This window comes from Stenotrophomonas maltophilia (assembly GCF_002799155.1).
In the GTDB taxonomy this organism is placed as follows: Bacteria; Pseudomonadota; Gammaproteobacteria; order Xanthomonadales; family Xanthomonadaceae; genus Stenotrophomonas; species Stenotrophomonas maltophilia_R.
In genome coordinates this window covers 2,388,354-2,405,126 of sequence record NZ_NERD01000002.1, presented here as the reverse complement: position 1 = coordinate 2,405,126, position 16,773 = coordinate 2,388,354, and the positions used below count along the sequence as shown (strand labels likewise).

Here is a 16,773-nt window from a genome sequence, read left to right as displayed (position 1 = left end):
TGGGGCCGGTGATCAGCCACCGCGCGGGCCGCTGCGACGCGGGCCGCCGGGACCGCGGTTGCCGCCGGGGCCGCCCGGGCCACGGTTGCCACCCGGGCCACCGGGACCACGGTTACCGCCCGGGCCACGGTTGTTGCCACCGCCCGGGCCGCGACCGCCCGGACGGGCGCCATGCGCCGGCTTCGGGCTGCCATACGGGTTGAAACCCGGTGTGGCGTGGTCGGACGGGAAGCTCGGGGCATTGCCCGGATGACCGTACGGGTGCTTGTTGCCCTGGCCCTGCGAGCGGTTGCCCGCACCGGCCGGACGACCCTGGCCGCCTGCGCCGCCACGGCCTTCACCGCCGAAACCGCCACGGCCCTGGCCGCCACCGGCGCCCGGGCCCTTCGGCTTGCCGTACGGACGACCCTGGCCGCCTGCACCCGGACCACGGGCACCCGGGCCGCGTGCGCCCGGACCGGCGTTGCGATGGCCGCTCGGGCCGGTGCTCACGCCATCCGGCACGTACCAGGTGCGGAACGCCGCCGGATTGCCTTCCGGCAGCGAACGATCGTTCTTCTGGGTGCGCTGCTTGAACGGCTTCTGCGACTGCTTGGCTGCCGCTTCACCGCTGACCGTCAGGCCGCCCTTGAAGCCGCCACCCTTGCCACCGCGACCACGGCCGCGGTCTTCGCGGACGTTGTCGAAACGACGCAGCTCGCGGCCTTCGTCGGCGGTGTTGTGGCCGTTGACGTAGGCGTTGCCGCGGCCACCTTCGCGCACGCGCACGGTGGTCTTGGCGGCGCGGCGCTGGCCGATCACCGGCTGCAGCGTCAGTGCCGACGGCGCGCCTTCTTCCAGCTTCAGCTGCGCGCGCAGGGCTTCAACCTGTGCGGTGCCCAGTTCCACCGAATGGCCACGGGCCAGTTCGCGCGGCAGGCTCACCTTGCCATAGCGGGTGCGCTTCAGGCGGCTGACCTGGCAGCCCTGCGATTCCCACAGGCGGCGCACTTCGCGGTTGCGGCCTTCCTTCACCACGACGCGGAACCAGTCGTGCGAATCAGTGCCGCCGATGCGTTCGATTTCATCGAACTTGGCCGGGCCGTCTTCCAGCGCGACGCCACGGGTGAGGCGGTCGACGATGGCGTCGGAGACCTTTTCCTCGCCTTCCGGCGCACGCACGCGCACCACGTACTCGCGCTCGACCTCGAACGACGGGTGCATCATGGCGTTGGCCAGCTCACCGTCGGTGGTGGCCAGCAGCAGGCCGGTGGTGTTGATGTCCAGGCGGCCGATGGCGATCCAGCGCGCGCCCTTCAGCGGCGGCAACGACTCGAACACGGTCGGGCGGCCTTCCGGATCATCGCGGGTGGTCACTTCGCCTTCCGGCTTGTTGTAGACCAGCACGCGCGACGGCTCGGCCAGGGCGGTGGCGACGAAGCCACGGCCATCCAGTTCGATCTTGTCGCCGCTCTTGACCGACATGCCGGTCTGCGCGACTTCACCGTTGACCTTGACCAGGCCTTCGGCGATGCGCTGATCCAGCGCGCGGCGCGAGCCGAGGCCGGCCTGGGCCAGCACCTTGTGCAGGCGCTCTTCCAGCTTGAACTGTTCGGAGGTGGCTTCGCGCTTCAGCGAGAGCTTGTTACGGGGGGTGTCACTCATCAGTTTTGCTCCGGCCGACGGTTTCGAGGTCGGCCTCTGGTTCGGAATCGGCTTGGTCAACAGCCACGGTCGTCATCGCGACGGCGTTGTCTTCGCGTTCGTTCACTGGCACCGCGCGCTCGCCCGGCGCGGAATCGGGGTGCCCATCATCGAGGGGCGAAGGTGCTTGCTCATCGGAGGCCGACGCAGCAACTGCCTCGGCGGAATCGGGGGTGTCACTGCCGGCCAGGCCGGCGTCATCGTTCGCGGCGGCGCCATCGGCGCCGGCCGAGATGTCCGGACCCTCGGCGCCGGCGCCGGCCGGTGCATCACGGTCCAGCGCCAGCTGTGGTTCCAGCTCGCCCAGGTCCTTCAGTTCCGACAGCGGCGGCAGTTCGTCCAGCCGCTTCAGCCCGAAGTAGTCCAGGAAGCCCTTGGTGGTGCCGAACAGTGCCGGCTTGCCGGGCACGTCGCGGTGGCCGACCACGCGGATCCATTCGCGTTCTTCCAGTGCCTGGATGATGTTGCTGCTGACCGCCACGCCGCGCACCTGTTCGATCTCGCCGCGGGTGATCGGTTGCCGATAGGCGATCAGCGCCAGGGTTTCCAGGGTGGCACGGGTATAGCGGGTCTTGCGTTCGGTCCACAGCCGGCTGATCCAGCCATGCACTTCGCCGGTGACCTGGTAGCGGAAGCCGGAGGCGACCTCGACCAGTTCCACGCCGCGGCCTTCGCAGGCCTCGCGCAGGCGTTCCAGCGCACGTTCGATGCTGCCCGGCGGCGCCGGTTCCTCTTCCGGGAACAGGTCCTTCAGCTGGGCCAGGGTGAGTGGCTGGCTGGAAGCCAGCAGGGCACCCTCGACAATGCGGTTGATCAGCGATTGATCCATCGGCAGTCAGCGCTCACTCGTTTGCATTGGCGGCGTCGTCGTTGTCGTCGAACTCGCTGCTGAACTGCAGCGGGGCATTGGTGTTGCCGGCCGCCAGCGACTTCACGTAGATCGGCGCCAGCGGTTCTTCCTGGACGATGTCCAGCAGCTGTTCCTTGGCCAGTTCCAGCACCGCCAGGAACGTGACCAGCACGCCCAGCTTGCCTTCTTCCGCCGTGAACAACCCTTCAAAGCGATAGAACTTGCCGTCTTCCAGGCGTCCCAGCACTTCGCCCATGCGTTGCCGCACGCTCAGTGCCTCACGCTTGATGGCGTGGCCGCTGAACAGCTCGGCGCGCTTGAGCACGTCGTGCAGGGCCAGCAGCATTTCCTTCAGGTCCACCGGCGGCGGCAGCTTCACCGTGGCGCGCTCGGGCATGAAGGCGTGTGCCAGGCTGGTATCGCGGTCCTGGCGGGGCAGGGCGTCGATGTCCTCGGCGGCCTGCTTGAAACGTTCGTACTCCTGCAGCCGGCGCACCAGCTCGGCGCGCGGGTCGGCTTCATCGCCTTCGTCGCTGACCGGGCGCGGCAGCAGCATCCGCGACTTCACCTCGGCCAGGATCGCGGCCATCACCAGGTACTCGGCCGCCAGCTCGAAGCGCAGCTCGCGCATCACGGTGATGTATTCCACGTACTGCCGGGTGATCTCGGCGACGGGAATGTCCAGCACGTCCAGGTTCTGGCGGCGGATCAGGTACAGCAGCAGGTCCAGCGGGCCTTCGAAGGCATCCAGGATGACTTCCAGCGCGTCCGGCGGGATGTACAGGTCCTGCGGAATCTGCAGGACAGGTTGCCCATGCACGACGGCCAGCGGCATTTCCTGCTGCTGGGGGGCGGGCGGCCGGGTTGGCGGGTTCGCGTCGAGCGCGAGTTCGGAAGTCATCTAATGGACATCAGGATTGCAACGGACCAGTCGCGGCACCGGGTTCACCGGGCCAGCGCCACGGAGCCCCAGGGCACCAGACACGCCGGGATCGGCGCGATTCCACACATATCAAACAGCAGGACGCGCCGCAGGAGACGGCAGCGACGGAACTACGGGGAGGTCGTCTACGTGGCCCGGCCGGATGGTCCGGTTTGAAGCAGCGGATCGGTCGTCGGGGGCTGCGTTGGCCGCAAAAACCGACGGGCTGCTGCATCCAGCCACGTGCAATGGAGTCTAGGGTAAGCCTTTGTCGCGCCAGTGTCCAGCCGGGCCGGGACGAGGGCCGCATTGGCTAGAATCTGCGGACCCGACAACGCAAGCGAGGAAATGCCGGTGTGGTATGTGATCGAAGGGTATGACGGCCAGGATGTGCTGGCGCAGAGGCTGCAGGCGCGGCCGGAACACCTGGCGCGGCTGCACGCGCTGCGCGACGAGGGACGCCTGCTGCTGGCCGGGCCGTGCCCGGCGGTGGACAGCGAAGACCCGGGCCCGGCCGGTTTCAGTGGTTCGGTGGTGATCGCGCAGTTCGAGTCGCTGCTGCAGGCCCAGGCCTGGGCCGATGCCGACCCATACGTGGCCGCCGGCGTCTACACCCGCGTGCAGGTGCGCCCGTTCCGCAAGGTCCTGCCGTGAACGCGGAGCGGATCGAACGGATCCGTGACGCACTGCAGCAGGCGCTGTCCCCCAGCGTGCTCGAGATCGAGGATGACAGCCATCGCCATGCCGGCCATGCCGGTGCCCGCGACGGGCGCGGCCATTTCAACGTGCATGTGGTCAGTGAACGCTTCGCCGGCCTGGCTCCACTGGCCCGGCATCGGGCGATCTATGCCGCGCTGGGGTCGATGATGGACACCGATATCCACGCGTTGTCCATCCGCGCGCACACCCCGTCAGAACAGGGCTGAGCCCTTGTCCCGCACTGTCCGGGTGGGTCCTTCGTGGGCCGTGCTGCGGACAGATTTTCATGTCCATTTCGGGACATTCGCCTAACGGACTGTTTACAAGCCCAGATGGAAACGCTTACATTCCGCGCCAATGCTGGTAGGTCCAAGCCGTGGAGGGCGGCTTCGTGAACAAGGCAGCTATCACAATCAAAGACGTCGCACGCGAAGCCCGGGTCTCCGTGGCCACGGTTTCCCGCGCGCTCAACGGGCATGAAAATGTCGCCGAACCGGTCCGCCAGCTTGTGCTGGAGGTGGCCGCCCGGCTGCGTTACACCCCGCACGCCGCCGCCCGCAGCCTGAGCAGCCGCCGCACCAATACGGTGGGCGTGGTGCTGCCCGACCTGTACGGCGAATTCTTCTCCGAGCTGATGCGCGGCATCGACGGCGTGGCCCGCAACCGCCGCCAGCACCTGCTGGTGTCCAGCTACCACGGCGACCAGGAACAGCAGGGCGCGGCCCTGCGTGCCATGCGAGGCCGCGTCGACGGCCTGCTGGTGCTCTCGCCGTATGCCGAGAGCCCGGGCTTCCTGACCGACAACCTGCCGCAGTCGTTGCCGACGGTGTTGATCAACACCTATCTGCCCGGGCAGGACCACCCGGTGCTGAGCATCGACGACCACGCCGGTGCGATGGCGATGACCCGCCACCTGCTGGACGCTGGCCACCGCCGCATTGCATTCATTTCTGGCCCGGACCTCAACTTCGACGCGCGCGAGCGCCTGCGCGGCTTCCGTGACGCGCTGGTGGCTTTTGGCAGTGGCGCCGAGGGCATCGAGCTGCCCGGTGATTTCGACGAAGCTTCCGGCCATCGCGCCGGTCAGGAGTTGCTGGCAGCCGGAGCGCTGCCCGATGCCGTGTTCGCCGCCAACGACATGATGGCCCTGGGATGCCTGTATGCATTCACGCAGGCAGGGGTGCGTGTCCCGGCCGATGTGGCCCTGGCGGGTTTCGATGACATTCCTCTGGCGCGTTTCGTCCACCCGTCGCTGACCACCATGCAGGTCAGCATCGCCGAGCTCGGCGACCGGGCCATGACGCGCCTGCTGCAATTGATGGACGGCACCTCCACGGATGGGACAGGGGACAAGCAGACCCTGGTTCCCCGCTTGATAGTTCGCGATTCCACCACTCCGCCATCGGGCCGTTGAAGCCAGAGGCGTTCCTTCTTTTCTGATTGATCGCAGGGACCGCGCAAGCGGTTACCGCCACCCGGAGATTGAGTTGATGATGCATACCACCTTCCGCACGCCGGCGCGCCGGCTGCTGAGCACCGCGCTGGTCAGCTGCCTGATGCTGGCTGCTGCTCCGAACGTCATGGCGCAGTCGGCCAATGCCAGCCTTCGCGGCCAGGTCGCCGGCGCGCAGGCAGGCACCGAAGTCACCGCCACCAACGTGGCCACCGGTACCGTCCGTCGCGGCACCATCCGCGCCGACGGCAGTTATTCGCTGATGGGCCTGGATCCGGGCACCTACGACGTGGTCGCCAACGGCCAGACCCAGAAGGTCACCGTCACCGTGGCCTCGACCGCCACCCTGAACTTCGCCGGCGCTGCCAGCAGCACCCCGGGTTCGACCGCGGCCACCAACCTGGACACCGTCAACGTCGTCGCGCCGACCCTGCTGCAGGAAGTGCGCACTTCGGAAGTCGGCAAGACCGTCAGCCTGCAGCAGATCCAGACCACCCCGCAGGTGTCGCGCAACTTCCTGGAGTTCGCCGACGCGGTGCCGGGCCTGATCTTTACCCGCGATGCCAAGGGCAACACTTCGCTGCGCGGCGGTGCCACCAATGCCGACGGCACCAACGTGTACATCGACGGCGTGGGCCAGAAGAGCTACGTCAAGGGCGGCGGCGTAGCCGGCCAGTCCGGCAGCGCCGGCAACCCGTTCCCGCAGCTGGCCATCGGCGAATACAAGGTCATCAGTGGCAACTACAAGGCCGAGTACGGCCAGGTCTCCAGTGCTGCGGTGACCGCTGCGACCAAGTCCGGTACCAATGAATTCAAGGGTGAGGCGTTCTACCGCTACACCGACGAGGACATGCGCGCCAAGACCCCGGCCGAGCGCCAGGGGGGCAAGGACAAGATGGTCTCGGCCGAGAAGGAATACGGTTTCGCCCTGGGCGGCCCGATCATCCAGGACAAGGCCCACTTCTTCGTGACCTACGAAGCGAAGCGCTTCGACCTGCCGGTCACCATCGCGCCGGATGGCGCCGTCACCGGGGCCGCCGGCCTGCTGCCGCCCGCCGGCGCCGCCGGCCTCGGCCCGGCCAGCCAGCCGTTCAAGCAGGACCTGATCTTCGGCAAGATCGACTTCGAGCCGACCGACAACGATCGCATCGAGCTGACCTTCCAGGACCGCGACGAGACCCAGTCGCAGTTCAGCGGCCAGACCTCGCCGGAAGCGGGCCGCGAAGTGGTCAACACTGACCGTCGTTACGCTCTGCGCTGGAACCACAGCGGCGAGCGCTACTACAACGAGTTGATGCTCACCCACGAAGATTCGTTCAACAACCCCAACCCGCTGACGCTGGCCAACGGCATCACCTACACCGCGCCGGATGGTACCGAAGACCGCACCGTGGTGAAGATCGGCGGTGCCTCGGCGCTGGATTCACAGGTGAAGGGCCAGAAGGGCTGGTCGATCGAGGACAACCTGACCCTGGACGGCATCCAGTGGGCCGGCGACCACACCATCAAGATGGGTGTGAAGTACAAGCAGATCGACCTGTACGCTTCCGATGCGGCACAGATCAACCCGACCTTCACCTACACACTGGGCGACCCGGATTTCGGCTCCGACATTCCGTACAAGGCGCAGTTCGTCAAGCCGGTGACCGGCGTGTCGGGTGTTTCCGGGGAAGTGCGTTCGAAGTCCAAGCAGTACGGTGTGTTCATCCAGGACGACTGGCAGGTCAATGACCACCTGCAGATCAACCTCGGCCTGCGCTGGGACTACGAAAAGACCCCGTCGTACCTGGACTTCGTGACCCCGCAGCAGGTGGTCGACGCCATCTATTCGCAGGATCCGCGCGCGCCTGCCGGGCAGACCTACGCCGATTCGTTGGCACTGGGCGGCCTGGACATCAGCGACTACATCAGTAACGGCCACAACCGCAAGGCGTTCAAGGATGCCTGGCAGCCGCGCCTGGGCTTCTCGTATGACATCAATGCCGACGAGCAGCATGTGATCCACGGCGGTGCCGGCCGTTCCTACGACCGCGATCTGTTCGACAACCTGCAGCTTGAAACCACCAAGCTGGCCCTGCCGCAGCCGACCATCTACTTCCGCAACCCGGCCACCGGCACCTGCATCAACGGCCAGGCCGCCTGCTATGACTGGAATCCGAACCTGCTCAATGGCATCGGCAACCTGCAGGCACTGGTCGGTGCGACCAGCAATGCCGGTCTTGAAGTGGATCTGCTGAACAACAAGCTGAAGGCACCGTACTCGGATCAGTTCAGCCTCGGTATGAGCAACCAGATCGGTGACTGGCTGACCGACGCCACCATCGCACGTACCCTGAGCTACGACGGCTTCGCCTTCACCCTGGGCAACCGTTACCCGACCGGCCAGTTCTTCGATGATCCGCGCCTGTGCGGTGGCACCGACCCGGGCCTGAGCCAGGCGTGGAGCTGCAATGTGCCTGGCTTCGGCAGCCTGATCATCGGCCAGCAGGGCATCAAGACCCGTGCCACCCAGATCCTGTTGTCGGCGCAGAAGCCGTTCACCAAGGAAAGCGGCTGGGGCACGTCGATTGCCTATACCTGGACCACCGCCCGCCACAACCGCGATATCAACGAGAAGTACGCGTTTGACCGCGGCCTGATCGGTGACTACCCGACCATCCGCTCCAACGGTGCGCCGCGCCATCGCCTGGTGGTGACCGGTTCGTACGCCGGCTTCTGGGGCATCACCTTCGGTGGCAAGATCACCCTGGCCACCCCGACCGCCGTCAACGACTGGTACCCGGTGATGCAGGCCAGCGGCTACACGCTGCCGACCCCGCAGGCGGCCGTGCCGAATGCCACCGGCAAGTTCCTGGTGGGTGGCAAGATCTTCGGTTACCGCTCGGTCGACCTGCAGGCGACGAAGACGTTCAAGCTGGCGGGCAACACCGAGCTGTACGCCCGCCTGGACATCATCAATGTGTTCAACTTCGACAACTTCTCCACCTACAACTACGTCAAGACCAACGGCAAGCTGCAGGCCAGCTACAACGAGACCGGTGAAATCATCGGCACCCCGCGCCAGGTCAAGGCCGAAGTGGGCTTCCGCTTCTAAGCGGACACCCTGAAGCAGTACCCCGATGCCGCCGGTCCGCCGGCGGCATCGGCAGGATGAACAATGGCAATGGCCGGCCTCGTGCCGGTCCATTGCCCACGCCGCTGCCGGCCAAGGGGCAGCGGCGTGGGCAATGATCGCGGTGTCAGGCCACGTTTTTCGTGGTTTTTTCAGGGCGCACCTTGTAAACGATTTCAGATCATTGGACGTTATGCTTTCCCATCGATCAGACCACCGGAGAAATCGCGCCATGCAGGCACGCCATCTGTTGTCCGCCGCAGCGTTGAGCCTGGCCGTGGCCGCCTGCCAGCCGGCCCAGCAGGAGCCTGCCAAGCCACGCCCGCCGGTGATCCTGATCGAGGCCGACGCACCGCCGCGACCGATGAAGCCGGAGTTGCCGCCGCTGTTCGATGACATCGAGCGCCGCACCTTCCAGTTCTTCTGGGACACCACCAACGAGATCAACGGGCTGACCCCGGACCGCTACCCGTCGCGGCCGTTCGCCAGCATTGCCTCGGTCGGCTTCGCGCTGACCGCGTACCCGATCGGCATCGAGAACGGCTGGGTCAGCCGCAACCAGGCGATCGACCGCACCCTGACCACGCTGAAGTTCTTCCGCGACGTGCCGATGGGCCCGCAGCGCACCGGCAAGGCCGGTTACAAGGGCTTCTACTACCACTTCCTGGACATGCAGGAAGGCCGTCGCTACGACAGCTGGGTCGAACTGTCCTCGGTGGATACCGCGCTGCTGATGATGGGCGTGCTGTTCGCGCAGTCGTACTACGATGGCGACGATCCGCGCGAGAAGGAAATCCGCCAGATCGCCGATACGCTGTACAAGAAGGTCGACTGGCCGTGGCTGCAGCAGCGTGCGCCGCTGATCTCGATGGGCTGGTTCCCGGAGAGCGGCTTCATCGACCACGACTGGATGGGCTACAACGAGGCGATGATGGTCTACATCCTCGCCCTGGGCTCGCCGACGCACCCGGTCAGCCCGGACGCGTGGACGGTGTGGACGCGCACCTACGACAACGACTGGGGGGTCTACCAGGGCCAGGAATACCTGTCCTTCGGCCCGCTGTTCGGCCACCAGTACAGCCACGTCTGGATCGACTTCCGCGACATCCAGGATGCGTACATGCGCGAGCGTGGCAGCACCTATTTCCTCAACAGCCGCTCGGCCGCCCTGGCCCAGCGCGAATACGCCATCGCCAACCCGATGCAGTGGAAGGACTATGGCGAGAACGTCTGGGGCCTGACCGCCAGCGATGGTCCGCAGAACACCACGCAGGAGTACCGCGGCGAGCAACGCCAGTTCCGCCACTACTCCTCGCGCGGCGCCGGCCTGCGCGAGAACTTCGATGACGGCACCATCGCCCCGACCGCTGCAATTGCATCGGTGGTGTTCGCCCCCGAGCAGGTGATCCCGGCCACGCTGGAAATGCACAAGCGCTACGGCGACTACATCTATTCCAGCTACGGGTTCCTGGATTCGTTCAACCCCAGCTTCAACTACGACATCCCGATCAAGACCGGTCGCCTGGTGCCGGATCGTGGCTGGGTCGCCAGCGACTACATCGCCATCGACCAGGGGCCGATCCTGACCATGATCGCCAACTACCGCGACGACTTCGTCTGGGAAGTGATGAAGAAGAACCCGTATATCCGCAAGGGCCTGGAGCGGGCCGGGTTCAGCGGTGGCTGGCTGGCGCCGGAAGGCTCGTTCCAGCCGCTGGAACTGCAGAAGGACGAAAAGGCCGCGGCAGCACGCGCGGTGGGTATCGCCGAATCACGCGCGGCTGCCGCGCAGGAACAGAAGAACAATGCCAACCGCACCACAGGCCAGGGCAAGTAACCCGATGCCGAACTGGATCGACCGCCTGCGCCGTTGGGCGCTGCCTGCCCTGGCCGTGTTGGCCGTGGCCGGCTGCGCCCGTACCGAACCGGGCACCACCGTGCGTTTCTGGGCGATGGGCCGCGAAGCCGAGGTGGTCAGCGAGCTGATCCACGAATTCGAGGCCGAAAATCCCGGCATCAAGGTGGATGTGCAGAACATCCCGTGGACCGCCGCGCATGAGAAGCTGCTGACCGCGTTCGCCGCCGACGGCCTGCCGGACGTGTGCCAGCTGGGCAACACCTGGGTGCCGGAGTTCGCCGAACTCGACGCGCTGACCCCGCTGCAGCCGTTCGTGCAGCGCTCCACCGTGGTCGACCCGAAGGACTACTTCCAGGGCATCTGGGATACCAACGTGATCCACGGCGAACTGGTCGGCGTGCCGTGGTATGTCGATACGCGCCTGATCTACTACCGCAAGGATCTGCTGGCCAAGGCCGGCTACGACCACCCGCCGCGCACGTGGCAGGAATGGGAGGAGCAGATGGCGGCGATCAAGCGCATGCAGGGCCCGAACCGCTACGCGGTACTGATGCCGATCAACGAATTCGAGCAGCAGCTGTCGCTGGCCTTGCAGCAGCCCGACCCGCTGCTGCGCGACGATGACACCCGCGGCAATTTCGCCAGCCCGGGGTTCCGCCGCACGCTGGCCTTCTACGCCAACATGTTCGAGCAGGGCTGGGCGCCGAAGATGTCCGAGACGCAGATTTCCAACGTCTGGGACGAATTCTTCCGCGGCTTCAACGTGTTCTACATCTCCGGCCCCTGGAACATCCGCGAGTTCAAGAAACTGCAGCCGAAGGAACTGGAAGGGCAGTGGGGCACCGCCGCGCTGCCGGGGCCGGATGGTCCGGGCGCGGGCATCGCCGGTGGCACCAGCCTGGTGATCTTCCGCAAGTCGCAGCAGAAGGAGGCTTCCTGGAAGCTGATCGAATTCCTGTCGCGCCCGGAAATCCAGGCGCGCTTCCATTCGATCATCGGCGACCTGCCACCGCGCCGCAGTGCATGGAATGCACCGTCACTGGCCAACGATCCGCTGGCAGCTGCGTTCCGCGATCAGCTGGAGCGGGTCAGGCCGACGCCGAAGGTGCTCGAATGGGAGCGCATCGTGCAGGAAATGCGCATCGTCACCGAGAAGGTGGTGCGTGGTGGCCTGGCGCAGGACAAGGCCGTGGAAGAGCTGGACCAGCGCGTGGACAAGGTGCTGGCCAAGCGCCGCTGGATGCATGAACAACAACGCCTGCAGGAGCGCGCGCCGTCGCCGCAATCGAGCAGCGCCGTGGCCGCCGGGAGCGCGCAATGAAACGTACTTCGCTGGCCGGCTGGATCTTCGCCGGCCCCTCGCTGATCGTGCTGGGCGTGTTCTTCGGCCTGCCGGTCGCCTCGGCGCTCGCGCTGAGCGTGACCGACTTCGACCTCTATGCGCTGGCCGACAGCAGCAACCTGCGCTTCGTTGGCCTGGGCAACTACATCGACCTGCTGCAGACGCCGATGTTCTGGAAGTCGCTGTGGAACACCACCTACTTCGTGCTGATCGGCGTGCCGTTGTCGATCGGCGTGTCGCTGGGCGCGGCGATGCTGCTCAATGCGCCGGCCGCGCGCTTCAAGGCGCTGTTCCGCACGGCCCTGTTCGCACCGGTGGTGACCACGCTGGTGGCGGTGGCGGTGATCTGGCGCTACCTGTTCCATACCAGCTATGGCCTGGTGAACTACGGCCTGGGCCATCTGGGCATCAGCCCGATCGACTGGCTGGGCGATCCCAACTGGGCGATGCCGACCATCATGCTGTTCGCGGTGTGGAAGAACTTCGGCTACAACATGGTGATCTTCCTGGCCGGCCTGCAGGCGATCCCGCATGACCTGTACGAAGCGGCGCGCATCGACGGCGCCTCACGCTGGAAGCAGTTCCTGCACATCACCCTGCCGATGCTCGGGCCGGTGCTGCTGGTGGTCGGCGTGATCACCGTGTCCGGCTACTTCCAGCTGTTCGCCGAACCGTATGTCATGACCCGCGGCGACCCGCTGCAGAGCACCGTCAGCGTGCTGTATTTCATGTTCGAGGAAGGCTTTAAGTGGTGGAATCTGGGACGCGCCTCCGCCGTGGCGTTCCTGCTGTTCCTGATCATCCTGGCGGTGACCACCGTGATGCTGCGTTTCGGCCGCAAGAGGCAGTTGGTATGAGTCGTGAAATCGGCCAGTCGCGCTGGTACCCGTGGATGATCAATGGTGCGTTGCTGGTGCTGGCCCTGGTCAGCCTGGCACCGCTGCTGTGGATGGTCTCGGTCTCGTTCATGCCGCAGGGCGAGGCCAGTCATTTCCCGCCGCCGCTGCTGCCGTCGAGCATCACCACGCACAACTACCATGAGCTGTTCGCGCGTACCGGCATGGGCGGCAACTTCGCCAACAGCCTGCTGGTGTCGCTGGGCATCACGATCGGTTCGTTGCTGCTCAACACCATGGCCGGATATGCGTTCGCCAAGCTCAATTTCGTCGGCCGCGAGCGCCTGTTCCAGGTACTGATGGCGGCGCTGGTGATTCCGGCGCAGGTGGCGATGCTGCCGCTGTTCCTGCTGATGAAGCAGCTGGGGCTGGTCAACAGCTTTGGCGGCGTGATCGTGCCGGCGCTGGCCAGCGTGTTCGGCATCTTCCTGGTACGCCAGTATGCGCGTTCGATCCCTGACGAACTGCTTGAAGCGGCGCGCATCGATGGGGCAGGGGAGCTGCGCATCTTCTTCCAGATCGTGCTGCCGATGCTCAAGCCGGTGCTGGTGACCCTGGCGATCTTCACCTTCATGGGCGCATGGAACGATTTCATGTGGCCGCTGATCGTGTTGACCGACCAGGAGCACTACACTTTGCCGGTGGCGCTGGCCACCCTCTCGCGCGAGCACATCATGGACGTGGAAATGATGATGGCCGGCGCGGTGGTCACCGTGGTTCCGGTGCTGGCGCTGTTCCTGGTGCTGCAGCGGTACTACATCCAAGGTCTGTTGCTGGGGAGCGTCAAGGGATGAAGCGAGCGATCGCCGTTGGACTGGGACTGTTGTGGACCTCCTTGGCGATCGCCGCACCACCGGCACTGCCGGCGCCGAAGGTGCTGGACGACTTCGACGATATCGGCGCCTGGAAACTGGTGCTGTCCGACCAGGTCAGTGGTTCGCTGCGGCCGGTCAGTGGCGCCGGCGGCGGCCGTGCGCTGTGCCTGGACTACGATTTCCACAAGGTCTCCGGCTATGTCGGCATCCGCCGCGCGCTGAACATCGACTACCCGGTCAACTACCGTTTCGGTTTCCAGCTGCGCGGTGATTCGCCGGCCAACGACCTGCAGTTCAAGCTGATCGACGCCAGCGGCGACAACGTCTGGTGGGTCAATCGCCCGGGCTACAGCTTCCCCAAGGCGTGGACGCCGGTCGAGTACCGCCGTCGCCAGATCGACAAGGCGTGGGGGCCGTCGCCCGGGAAGGAGATGGCACGCAGCGCCGCGGTCGAGTTCACGATCTACAGCAAGGTCGGCGGCCGCGGCACGGTGTGCTTCGACAAGCTGACCCTGCAGGGCCTGCCGCCGCAGGATGATTCGGCGCTGGTGCCATCGGTGATCGCCGATACCGCCACCGCGCTGCAGGACCGCATGATCGATGGCAAGGGCGATACGTTCTGGATCAGTGGCGGGGTCAAGCAGCAGACGGTCAGCCTGGATCTGCACAAGAGCCGCGAGATAGGTGGTGCGGTGATCGACTGGCTGCCGAACCTGGAAGCCAACCGCTACACCGTGCGGATCTCCGAGGATGGCCGGGACTGGCGCACCGTGCGCGAGGTGACCGGCGGTGCCGGTGGCCGCGATTGGCTGGCGCTGCCGGACACCGACGCGCGCTACGTACGCTTCGATCTGCTCGATGGCCCGAACTGGCGCTATGGCATCCGTGACATCACGCTCAAGCCGCTGGCCTTCGCCGCCACGCCAAACGCATTCCTGTCCTCGGTGGCGGCCGACCTGCCGCGCGGCTCGCTGCCGCGCGCGTATGTGGACGAACAGCCGTACTGGACCCTGCTGGGCCTCGATGGCGGCCAGGAACAGGCGTTGATCAGCGAGGACGGTGCGCTGGAGCCGGCCAAGGGCAGCTTCAGCATCGAGCCGTTCGTCCGCCTCGACGGCAAGCTGCTGGACTGGTCGAAGGTCGCCATCACCCAGTCGCTGCAGGATCACTACCTGCCGATCGCCAATGTCGATTGGGTGCACGAGAAGGCCGGCCTGGCGGTGACCGGCTTCGTGCAGGGCACGCCCGAGCGCGCGCAGTTGATCGGTCGCTACCGGCTGAGCAATCCGGACAAGGTGGCGCACGAGTACACCCTGGCGCTGGCGATCCGACCATGGCAGGTCAATCCGCCGACCCAGTTCCTCAATACCGTCGGCGGCTTCAGCCGCATCGATGCACTGGATGTGGGCGAACAGCTGGTGCGCATCAACGGCGAGCCGCGCATCTATCCGCTGCAGGTGCCGGATGCCCGCTTTGCGAGCACGTTCGATGGCAAGCTCGATGCGATGCACCTGGCGTCCGGAAAGTATCCGGCCAGTACGGTGGTGAAGGACAGCACCGGCATGGCGTCTGGCGCGCTGCTGTATACGATCAAGCTGGAACCCGGCCAGAGCCGTGAAGTGGCGGTGGTGCTGCCGCAGACCGGCGGCTGGGCGCCGCAGGCGCTGGACGTGGCCAAGGCGCAGGCGCAGGTGGCCGAGCAGTGGCGGCAGAAGCTGGGCGCGGTCTCGTTGCAGGTACCTGCTGCGGGCCAGGCACTGGTCGACACCCTGCGCACCGCAGTGGCACACATGCTGATCTCGCGGGTTGGCCCGCGCCTGCAGCCGGGCACGCGCTCCTACGCGCGCAGCTGGATCCGCGATGGCGCGATGATTTCCGAGGGCCTGCTGCGCATGGGGCGCAGCGACGCCGTGCGTGACTACATCAACTGGTATGCGCCTTACCAGTTCGAGAACGGCAAGGTGCCGTGCTGTGTCGATGCACGTGGCAGCGACCCGGTGCCGGAGAACGACAGCCACGGCGAGCTGATCTACAGCATCGCCGAATATGGGCGTTATACCGGTGACAGCACCTTCGCCGAGCTGATGTGGCCGCATGTGCAGGGCGCCTACCGCTACATGGAGCAACTGCGCGCCAGCGAGCGCACGGACGAGAACCGTGCGCGCAATCCGGCGTTCTACGGGATGATGCCGGCTTCGATCAGCCACGAAGGCTATTCGGCAAAGCCGATGCACTCGTACTGGGACAACTTCTGGGCGTTGCGCGGCTACAAGGACGCGGCAATGCTGGCGGCCCAGCTGGGCAAGGTCGAGGCGATGCAGATCGCCGGATCGCGTGACCAGTTCCGTGATGACCTGCAGGCCTCGCTACTGTCGGCGATGCAGCAGCACAACATCGACTACCTGCCGGGTTCGGCCGAGCTGGGCGATTTCGACGCGACCTCCACCACCATCGCACTGGCGCCAGGCGGCGAGCAGGGCCGCCTGCCGCAACAGGCACTGGATGCCACCTTCGAGCGTTACTGGAAGGAGTTCGTGGCCCGTCGTGATGGCAAGCGCGAGTGGAAGGACTACACGCCCTACGAGTGGCGCAACGTGGCCGCCTTCGTCCGCCTGGGCTGGCGTGATCGCGCCTGGCAGGCGACCGAATTCTTCTTCAAGGACCGTGCGCCGCAGGCCTGGAACCAGTGGGCCGAAGTGGTTTCGCGCACGCCACGCAAGCCGTTCTTCGTCGGTGACCTGCCGCATGCCTGGGTGGCCTCGGACTTCGTGCGCTCGGCCCTGGACATGTTCGCCTACAGCCGTGACATGGACGATGCGCTGGTGTTGGCCGCCGGCATTCCGACGGCCTGGTTGCAGGGCGAGGGCATCGCGGTGCAGGGCCTGCGCACGCCGCAGGGCCAGCTCAACTACCGCCTGCAGCGCAGCGACAAGCAGCTGGTGCTGGAGGTGCAGCCGGGCCTGGTGCCACCGGTCGGTGGCGTGGTGCTGCCGTGGCCGTACGCCGGTGATCCGGGTGAGGCGACCATCAACGGTGAAGCGGCCGAATGGATCAACAAGGAACTGCACGTGCACCAGCTGCCGGCGCGGGTCGAGATCGATGTACCGAGCGCGGTGCGCCGCGCCGAGCGCAAGGGGCAGTAA

The 16,773-nt window shown here is 66.1% G+C and carries 12 protein-coding genes; 9 read left to right on the top strand and 3 right to left on the bottom strand.

The window, feature by feature from the left end; genetic code table 11:
- Positions 1–12 precede the first annotated feature (12 nt).
- Genes B9Y82_RS11770 through B9Y82_RS11760 form a run of 3 tightly spaced genes read right to left on the bottom strand, consistent with a single transcriptional unit; the run spans position 13 to position 3,434 of the window.
- A complete protein-coding gene (locus B9Y82_RS11770; RefSeq protein ID WP_100473368.1) occupies positions 13–1,644 on the bottom strand; it encodes a pseudouridine synthase in 1,632 nt (543 codons plus the stop codon).
- Complete coding sequence (gene scpB, locus B9Y82_RS11765) at positions 1,637–2,512, bottom strand: SMC-Scp complex subunit ScpB (RefSeq protein ID WP_100473367.1); 876 nt, start codon at positions 2,510–2,512, stop codon at positions 1,637–1,639. The genes B9Y82_RS11770 and scpB overlap by 8 nt, the downstream gene beginning before the upstream one ends.
- Before the next feature lie 13 nt (positions 2,513–2,525).
- On the bottom strand, positions 2,526–3,434 hold the full coding sequence (locus tag B9Y82_RS11760; protein ID WP_100473366.1) for a segregation and condensation protein A: 909 nt from the start codon (positions 3,432–3,434) through the stop codon (positions 2,526–2,528).
- A gap of 375 nt (positions 3,435–3,809) precedes the next feature.
- On the opposite strand from B9Y82_RS11760, the gene B9Y82_RS11755 reads away from it, so the two are divergent.
- From B9Y82_RS11755 to B9Y82_RS11715, 9 genes are all read left to right on the top strand, one after another.
- Positions 3,810–4,109: a YciI family protein gene (locus B9Y82_RS11755; protein WP_032129789.1), complete on the top strand. Its 300-nt coding sequence runs from the start codon at positions 3,810–3,812 to the stop codon at positions 4,107–4,109.
- Positions 4,106–4,381 carry a BolA family protein gene (locus tag B9Y82_RS11750; RefSeq protein ID WP_100473365.1) on the top strand — a complete coding sequence of 92 codons (276 nt, stop codon included), beginning with the start codon at positions 4,106–4,108 and terminating at the stop codon, positions 4,379–4,381. The genes B9Y82_RS11755 and B9Y82_RS11750 overlap by 4 nt, the downstream gene beginning before the upstream one ends.
- A 149-nt stretch (positions 4,382–4,530) precedes the next feature.
- On the top strand, positions 4,531–5,568 hold the full coding sequence (locus B9Y82_RS11745; protein WP_042358849.1) for a LacI family DNA-binding transcriptional regulator: 1,038 nt from the start codon (positions 4,531–4,533) through the stop codon (positions 5,566–5,568).
- 76 nt (positions 5,569–5,644) lie between these two features.
- Positions 5,645–8,701, top strand: coding sequence for a TonB-dependent receptor (locus B9Y82_RS11740; RefSeq protein ID WP_100473364.1), 3,057 nt, complete (start codon positions 5,645–5,647; stop codon positions 8,699–8,701).
- 250 nt (positions 8,702–8,951) lie between these two features.
- Positions 8,952–10,556: a glucoamylase family protein gene (locus B9Y82_RS11735; protein WP_100473363.1), complete on the top strand. Its 1,605-nt coding sequence runs from the start codon at positions 8,952–8,954 to the stop codon at positions 10,554–10,556.
- Between the two features lie 4 nt (positions 10,557–10,560).
- Positions 10,561–11,898 carry a sugar ABC transporter substrate-binding protein gene (locus tag B9Y82_RS11730; protein ID WP_100473362.1) on the top strand — a complete coding sequence of 446 codons (1,338 nt, stop codon included), beginning with the start codon at positions 10,561–10,563 and terminating at the stop codon, positions 11,896–11,898.
- On the top strand, positions 11,895–12,776 hold the full coding sequence (locus tag B9Y82_RS11725; RefSeq protein ID WP_005410323.1) for a carbohydrate ABC transporter permease: 882 nt from the start codon (positions 11,895–11,897) through the stop codon (positions 12,774–12,776). Before B9Y82_RS11730 ends, B9Y82_RS11725 begins: the two co-directional genes overlap by 4 nt.
- Positions 12,773–13,609, top strand: coding sequence for a carbohydrate ABC transporter permease (locus B9Y82_RS11720; RefSeq protein ID WP_006456347.1), 837 nt, complete (start codon positions 12,773–12,775; stop codon positions 13,607–13,609). Before B9Y82_RS11725 ends, B9Y82_RS11720 begins: the two co-directional genes overlap by 4 nt.
- Positions 13,606–16,773: a discoidin domain-containing protein gene (locus B9Y82_RS11715; RefSeq protein ID WP_100473361.1), complete on the top strand. Its 3,168-nt coding sequence runs from the start codon at positions 13,606–13,608 to the stop codon at positions 16,771–16,773. The genes B9Y82_RS11720 and B9Y82_RS11715 overlap by 4 nt, the downstream gene beginning before the upstream one ends.

Bases quoted from the DNA above. Each gene is read 5' to 3' on its own strand.
- B9Y82_RS11760 (WP_100473366.1), bottom strand. From the start codon at position 3,434: ATGACTTCCGAACTCGCGCTCGACGCGAACCCGCCAACCCGGCCGCCC.
- B9Y82_RS11725 (WP_005410323.1), top strand. From the start codon at position 11,895: ATGAAACGTACTTCGCTGGCCGGCTGGATCTTCGCCGGCCCCTCGCTG.
- B9Y82_RS11730 (WP_100473362.1), top strand. From the start codon at position 10,561: ATGCCGAACTGGATCGACCGCCTGCGCCGTTGGGCGCTGCCTGCCCTG.
- scpB (WP_100473367.1), bottom strand. From the start codon at position 2,512: ATGGATCAATCGCTGATCAACCGCATTGTCGAGGGTGCCCTGCTGGCT.
- B9Y82_RS11715 (WP_100473361.1), top strand. From the start codon at position 13,606: ATGAAGCGAGCGATCGCCGTTGGACTGGGACTGTTGTGGACCTCCTTG.
- B9Y82_RS11740 (WP_100473364.1), top strand. From the start codon at position 5,645: ATGATGCATACCACCTTCCGCACGCCGGCGCGCCGGCTGCTGAGCACC.
- B9Y82_RS11720 (WP_006456347.1), top strand. From the start codon at position 12,773: ATGAGTCGTGAAATCGGCCAGTCGCGCTGGTACCCGTGGATGATCAAT.
- B9Y82_RS11735 (WP_100473363.1), top strand. From the start codon at position 8,952: ATGCAGGCACGCCATCTGTTGTCCGCCGCAGCGTTGAGCCTGGCCGTG.
- B9Y82_RS11770 (WP_100473368.1), bottom strand. From the start codon at position 1,644: ATGAGTGACACCCCCCGTAACAAGCTCTCGCTGAAGCGCGAAGCCACC.